The organism is Methylorubrum podarium (genome assembly GCF_022179745.1).
Taxonomy (GTDB): Bacteria; Pseudomonadota; Alphaproteobacteria; order Rhizobiales; family Beijerinckiaceae; genus Methylobacterium; species Methylobacterium podarium.
In genome coordinates this window covers 1-5,782 of the sequence record NZ_BPRD01000476.1, presented here as the reverse complement: position 1 = coordinate 5,782, position 5,782 = coordinate 1, and the positions used below count along the sequence as shown (strand labels likewise).

The window sequence follows — 5,782 nt, the reverse complement described above, 5'->3', positions numbered from 1 at the left end:
ATCTCGCCGCCGAGCGGGTGTTCGAGACGGCGACCGGCCGGGCGGGCTTCTCCAGCGGGCCGCTGCCGGTGGCGACTGAGCACCAGCGCGCGAGCCGGCAGGGCGACACCTTCGTGCTGCAGACCTTCCGCAGCCACGACCAGTACAACACCACGATCTACGGCCTCGACGACCGCTACCGCGGCGTCTACGGCGAGCGCCGCGTCGTGTTCGCCAACCCGGACGACCTCGCCGAGCTGAAGGCGCGGGCGGGCGAGCGGGTCGATCTCGTCTGCGTCCACGCGGAAGACGGCGTCGAGCGGGTGGCGGAGGATTTCCGCCTCGTGCCCTTCGACATGCCGCGCGGTTCGCTCGCCGGCTACTATCCCGAGCTCAACGTGCTGGTGCCGCTCTCGGCCTTCGGCGAGTTCTCGGACACGCCGACCTCGAAATCGGTGCTGGTCCAAGTGCGCGCCCGCGCCGCGACCGCGACGGGCCAAGCGGCGTGAGCGAGCCCGCCGCCGACGCCGAGACCTTTCTCGCCGCGACCGACACGATCGCGGCCCTGCGCCCCGAATTGAGCCTGCTGGAGGCGGGCATCCTCGCCGGCCTGCATCTCGGGCTGGCCGCGGACAGCCGCAGCTTCGCCCGCATCTTCGGCGTCGAGCACGCCCTGGTGCTGCGGGCGGTGGAGGGTCTCGCCGGCGCGTCGCTCCTGACCGTGACCGCCCGCGACGGCCGCACCCAGCGCACCCGCTACGCGGCGAGCCCGGCGGGGGCCGCGGTGCTCACCGCGCTCGCGGCTTGAACCCCGGCCCTGACGGCGGGTCTCAGGCGGTGCTGATCGCGCCGAACCGCTCGCCGAGCGGCAGCTCGATGGCGCAGCGCAGCCGCGTCTCGCCGAGCTCGTAGCGGGTCTTGGCGTTGAGCGCGTAGGGCATCGCCTGCTCGATCAGCTCGCGTCCGTAGCCGCGCCGCGTCGGACCGCGCCCCTCGCGCGGCCGGCTGATGCCCTCCTCGATCCACTCGATCAGCAGGGTCCCGCCGCCCCGATCGTCTCCATCGGCCTGCCACGTCACCGAGAGGCGGCCGTGCTCACTGGTCAGAGCCCCGTACTTGCGGGCGTTGGTGGCCAGTTCGTGCACGGCGAGCGCGAGGGTCTGCACCGATGCCTTGCGCAGGCGCACCGGCGGGCCGGCGATATGGATCCGGTCGGCGTAGTCGCCGCCTCCCAGCGCCTCCAGCTCGGTCCGGATCAGGGTGCGCAGGGTGATCGGCTCCTGATCCGAGCGCGACAGCAGGCCCTGGACACGCGACAGGGCGGCGAGCCGGTCGTTGAACTGCTCGCGGAAGCGCTCGGTCGGGCCGGTCTGCACCATGGTCTGGTGGGCGATGGAGCGCACGACGCCGAGCAGGTTGCGGGTGCGGTGCTGCAGTTCGGCGACGAGAACGGCCTGGCGCTCCTGCAGATCGTGCAGGTCGTGGATGTCCATGGCGGCGCCGATCCACTGGGTCACCTGCCCCTCGGCATCGACGATCGGCGCCTGCCGCACCAGGAACCAGCGGTACTGCCCGTCGTGCCGACGGATGCGCTGCTGCACCTCGATCAGCCGCTGCTGCTCGCGCCCGGTGCGGAACGCCGCGCTGGCCGCCTCCCGGTCGTCCGGGTGGATCGCTTCGAGCCAGCTGCCGTCCTGCGACTGCTGCGGGGTCTGGCCGGTATAGGTGAGCCAAGCCTCGTTGAGGGAGTTGTGCCGCCCGTCCTCGTCCGTGCGCCACAGCAGGACGGGGATGAGGCGGGCCAGGGCGCGGAAGCGCTCCTCGCTCTCGCGCAGGGCCGCCTGCGCGATCTCGTCGCGAAGCCGGAGCACCTCCTCCTGGGCCGCCTTCCAGGCCGAGATCTCCTTGGTGGTGGTGGCGACCCCGTCGCCGAGCTTGACGGCGCACTGGAAGAACCAGCCGTCGAACTGCTCGTGGACGTAGTGGTGCTCCGCGGTCGAGGGCTGGCCGGTCTCCGTCACGCGCTTGAAGGTCTCGAAGATGCCTTCCTGAATCACGCCGGGATTGCGTTCGAGCAGGCTCTCCCCGCGCACCCGACCGTACAGGCTCTCCGAAGTGTGGTTGTTCAGGATCCACTCGAAATCGACGATCTCGCCGGACGGGTCGCGCACGGCCTTGAAGACCTGGATCATGTCCATGGAGCTGTCCATGGTCGCCTTGAGCAGGTCGCGGCTCGCCTGAAGCTCCGCCGTCCGCTCCTGGACCTGCTGTTCCAGCTCGGCCCGGAAGCGGGCCTCGCTCTCGCGAAGCGCGCGGTCCGCCAGCACCCGGGCCGTGGTTTCGAGCAGGACGACCAGGATGCCCGCGATCTCGCCCGCCTCGTCCCGGAGCGGGCTGTAGGTCAGCGTGAACCACGCGTCCTCGACGCGGCCCGACCGCGATAGGGGATAGAGCGCGTCCTCGAAGGTGAAGGTCTCACCACCCCAGACCCGATCGTAGATCGGCGCGTTGATGTGCCAGACCTCGGGCCAGCACTCGCGTGTCGGCTGCCCCAGCCCGGCCGGATGCTTCAACCCCATCAGGTCGCGGAAGCCGTCGTTGTAGACCTGAATCAGGTCTCGCCCCCACAGCGCGATCATGGGGAAGCCGCAGCCGAGGAGCAGGCTGATCGTGGCCCTCAGGCTGGGCGACCACGTGTCCGCGGCGCCGAGGGCCGTCGCCGACCAGTCATGGGTCCGGATCCGCTCGGCCATCTCGCCGAAATCCGATCGGGCAGGTGGAATGCCGTCCTCCATCCCGCACCTTTGCTCGGCCTTCCGCACCGTATTCCGCAGACGGAACGGGCGGCACGGCCCGCAGTCCCACCGAGATCGTTACGGCAAATCGTCAGGCTGGCAATAGATGGAATCAATGCGTGCGATCTTCTCCCTGCAACAATTTTGCGTCGTGCCCGAAGATACGACCACTCTGCGCTGCACTTACAAAATACGACGCATGATTTCTGTAAGCCCCTGGCTGTCAGACGCGGCTTCCAGGCTCCGGAACGTCGGCGATGGGTGGACGGCGCGCCCGGTCCGTGGTCCGAGCGCCCCCGCGGCGTTCAGAACCGCGCCGTGAGGAAGAGCCGCAGGTTGCGGCCCGGCAGGATCACCTCGTCCTTGCGGAAGGACGCGGCGTTGCGGATCACGTCGTCGAGCAGGTTCGTGCCGCGCAGGCCGAGCGTCACCTCGCTCAGGCCGTGGACCGCCGGATCGAGGGGACGGCTGTAGGCGATCTCCGCCTTGAGATCGTTGTAGCCCGGTGTCGGCGTCTCCAGCGTCCCCGTCTGCGTCTGGGCGAAGGCGTGCAGCAGGCTCACCTGCGCGAACCAGCCGTCCGCCCGCAGGAAGACACCGCCGCCGACGCGGTGGGGCGGAATGCGCGGCACGTAGCGGCCGTCGTCGAACTGCGCCCGCACGAAGTCGTACTGGGCGCTGATCCCGGCAAAGCCGTCGCCGACCGGCACGAGATCGACCTGGCTGGCGATCTCGGCGCCGGCGAAGGTGGCGCCGGCCTGCGAATAGGTGACCTGACGCAGGTCCCCGCCCCCGAGGCCGCAGCTGTCGAAGGTGTCGCCGCAGGTGAAGCCGGTCAGGCGCTTGTAGACGAAGCCGGTATAGCGCGTGACGTATCCGGTGGCGTCGAGGCGGAACGGCCCCTCCGCCCGCCGGATCGCCACCTCGACGGTGCGGGCGCGCTCCAGCTTGAGGTTCGGATCGCCGATCTCGAAGGTGGCGGAGGCCGCGTGCGGCCCGCGCGAGAACAGTTCGGGCGAGGTCGGGGCGCGCTCGACGTAGGAGCCGGTCAGGCTCGCGACGAAGCCGTAGGGCAGGTTCTGGAGCGCGCCGAGGCTCGCGCTCTTCGGGGCGAAGCGGCGGATGCGGCGCGATTCCACGGGCTCGTCGCCGGGGCCGTCGGGCAGGAAGTCGGACGGGAACAGCGCCTGGGTGCCGGCGACGCGGTTGCCCTCGATCCGGCCCGCCGCCTGGAACCGCAGGCCGCCGCCGAGTGCCAGTTCCTCGAACAGGTAGGCCGCCTGCACCCGCGTGTCGGTGGGGCGCAAGAGCCCCCCTTCCGCTCCCGAGATGCGAAGCTTGCGTCGGTCGGCCTGGATGCCGAGCTGTCCGCTCAGGGTGCCGAACGCCGTCTCGACCGGCACGTGGTCGACCTCGATCCGCCCCTCCGCCGCGCGGTTCTTGAACACCGCCGCGATGCCCTCGACGCCGTTCGCGTCGGTGCCGAACTCGTTGTGCCGGTAGTTCGAGCCTCCGGCCCAGAACCGGATCGCCGCGATCGGCCCGTCCAGCGGCCTGTACTCGCCCCGGGCCTGGAGCTTGTCCTGCACCGGGTCGAGGCGGGTGCGCTGCACCGCGGAGCTGATCCCGGGGATGCCGTAGACCGAATCGAAGTGGCTGAAGGACAGGCCGACGAAGCCGCGGTCGAACAGGTACGAGGTGCCGAAGGCCCCGCCCTGCGATCGGTTGTAGGAGTTGCGCTGGAGGCCGAGCGGCGTGTCGTAGTCGTCCGCCGCGCTCTTGAAGGCGTCGGCGTGGACGGCGACGTTGCCGCTGCCGGCATCGACGGTCGCGGCGACGTTGCGGCCGTTGTCGACGGCCGAGTACCCGGTCGTCACCCGGCCCGCGACACCGCCGGGCGGAATGCCCGTCGGGATGCGGTTGTTCTCCACCGAGACGACGCCGCCGACCGCCTGGGAGCCGTAGCGCAGGCCGGCGGGCCCGCGGATCACCTCGATCCGGTCGTTGATCAGCGGGTTGATCGGCACGGCGTGGTCCTCGCCGAGATCGGACATGTCCTGCACGCCCGTGCCGTTCTCGAGGATGCGGACGCGGTGGTTGTCGAGGCCGCGGATGATCGGCCGCGAGGCCGAGCCCGGCGCGTAGGTGGTCGCCGACAGGCCCGGCCGATCGAACAGGGCCTCGCCCAGCGAGGTCGGCTGCGAGCGGGCAAGGTCGGCGCCGGAGACCACGGTCACCGTCGAGAAGCGATCGGTCACCACCGGCAGGACGCCGAGCGGGCCGGCCGGGTCCGGCGCCGGTCCCGCCGCCGCGCCCTCGCCCGTGCGCCGCGCCGGCCTGTCCGAGGTCACGCTGATCTCGTCCAGGGCCACCTCCTCGGCCTGGAGCGGCGTGGCGGCGAGCCCGGCAAGACCGATCCCGGCCCATCGGCCCAACCCATAGCGCTTTCTCGACATAGAACCTCACGCTCCGAATTATAGCTGATGCTATAAATTCGAGCGTAGCCGTTGTCGAGTCGGAAAGGGGGCCGGAACGCGAAAGCGCGCCGCCCTCTTTCGAAGGCGGCGCGCCGGACGGATGTTCGGTTCGCGAGGGGGAAGCGGCGGATCAGTAATCCTGGTCAGTAGTCCTGGGCCTCGGCCTCCACCAGGATCTCGCGTTTTCCCGCGTGGTTGGCCGGCCCGACGAGACCTTCGGTCTCCATGCGCTCCATCAGCGACGCGGCGCGGTTGTAGCCGATCTGCAGGCGGCGCTGGATGTAGGAGGTGGAGGCCTTCTTGTCCCGCAGCACCACGGAGACCGCCTGCTCGTAGAGGTCGGCCCCTTCGCCACCGCCGAACTGGCCGGCATCGAAGACCGGACCGTCCTCGGAGGCGGCGGCGGCCGGGATCTCGCCCTCCTCCGCCGTGACCGCCTCCAGATAGGAGGGCCGGCCCTGGCGCTTGAGGTGGGCGACCACGCTCTCGACCTCGGAGTCCGAGCAGAACGGCCCGTGCACCCGCGTCGTG

4 protein-coding genes and 1 pseudogene are annotated in these 5,782 nt (G+C 70.6%); 2 read left to right on the top strand and 3 right to left on the bottom strand.

Annotated elements, in window-relative coordinates; translation table 11 throughout:
- Both MFF42_RS21255 and MFF42_RS21250 read left to right on the top strand, forming a co-directional pair.
- Positions 1-488: pseudogene (locus MFF42_RS21255) on the top strand (molybdopterin dinucleotide binding domain-containing protein); the annotation flags it as partial.
- Positions 485-787, top strand: coding sequence for a hypothetical protein (locus MFF42_RS21250; RefSeq protein WP_238257537.1), 303 nt, complete (start codon positions 485-487; stop codon positions 785-787). The pseudogene MFF42_RS21255 and the gene MFF42_RS21250, both read left to right, overlap by 4 nt.
- 22 nt (positions 788-809) lie before the next feature.
- Here MFF42_RS21250 and MFF42_RS21245 read toward each other — a convergent pair whose 3' ends face one another.
- The 3 genes from MFF42_RS21245 to MFF42_RS21235 all read right to left on the bottom strand — a co-directional run.
- The gene (locus MFF42_RS21245; RefSeq protein WP_238257535.1) at positions 810-2,732 is read right to left on the bottom strand and encodes a PAS domain-containing HWE histidine kinase family protein; all 1,923 of its coding nucleotides are present in this window, start codon (positions 2,730-2,732) and stop codon (positions 810-812) included.
- 347 nt (positions 2,733-3,079) lie between these two features.
- Complete coding sequence (locus MFF42_RS21240) at positions 3,080-5,230, bottom strand: TonB-dependent receptor (RefSeq protein WP_238257534.1); 2,151 nt, start codon at positions 5,228-5,230, stop codon at positions 3,080-3,082.
- A gap of 164 nt (positions 5,231-5,394) precedes the next feature.
- Positions 5,395-5,782: DNA translocase FtsK (locus MFF42_RS21235; protein WP_283206908.1), on the bottom strand; the 388-nt coding region annotated here is incomplete at its 5' end.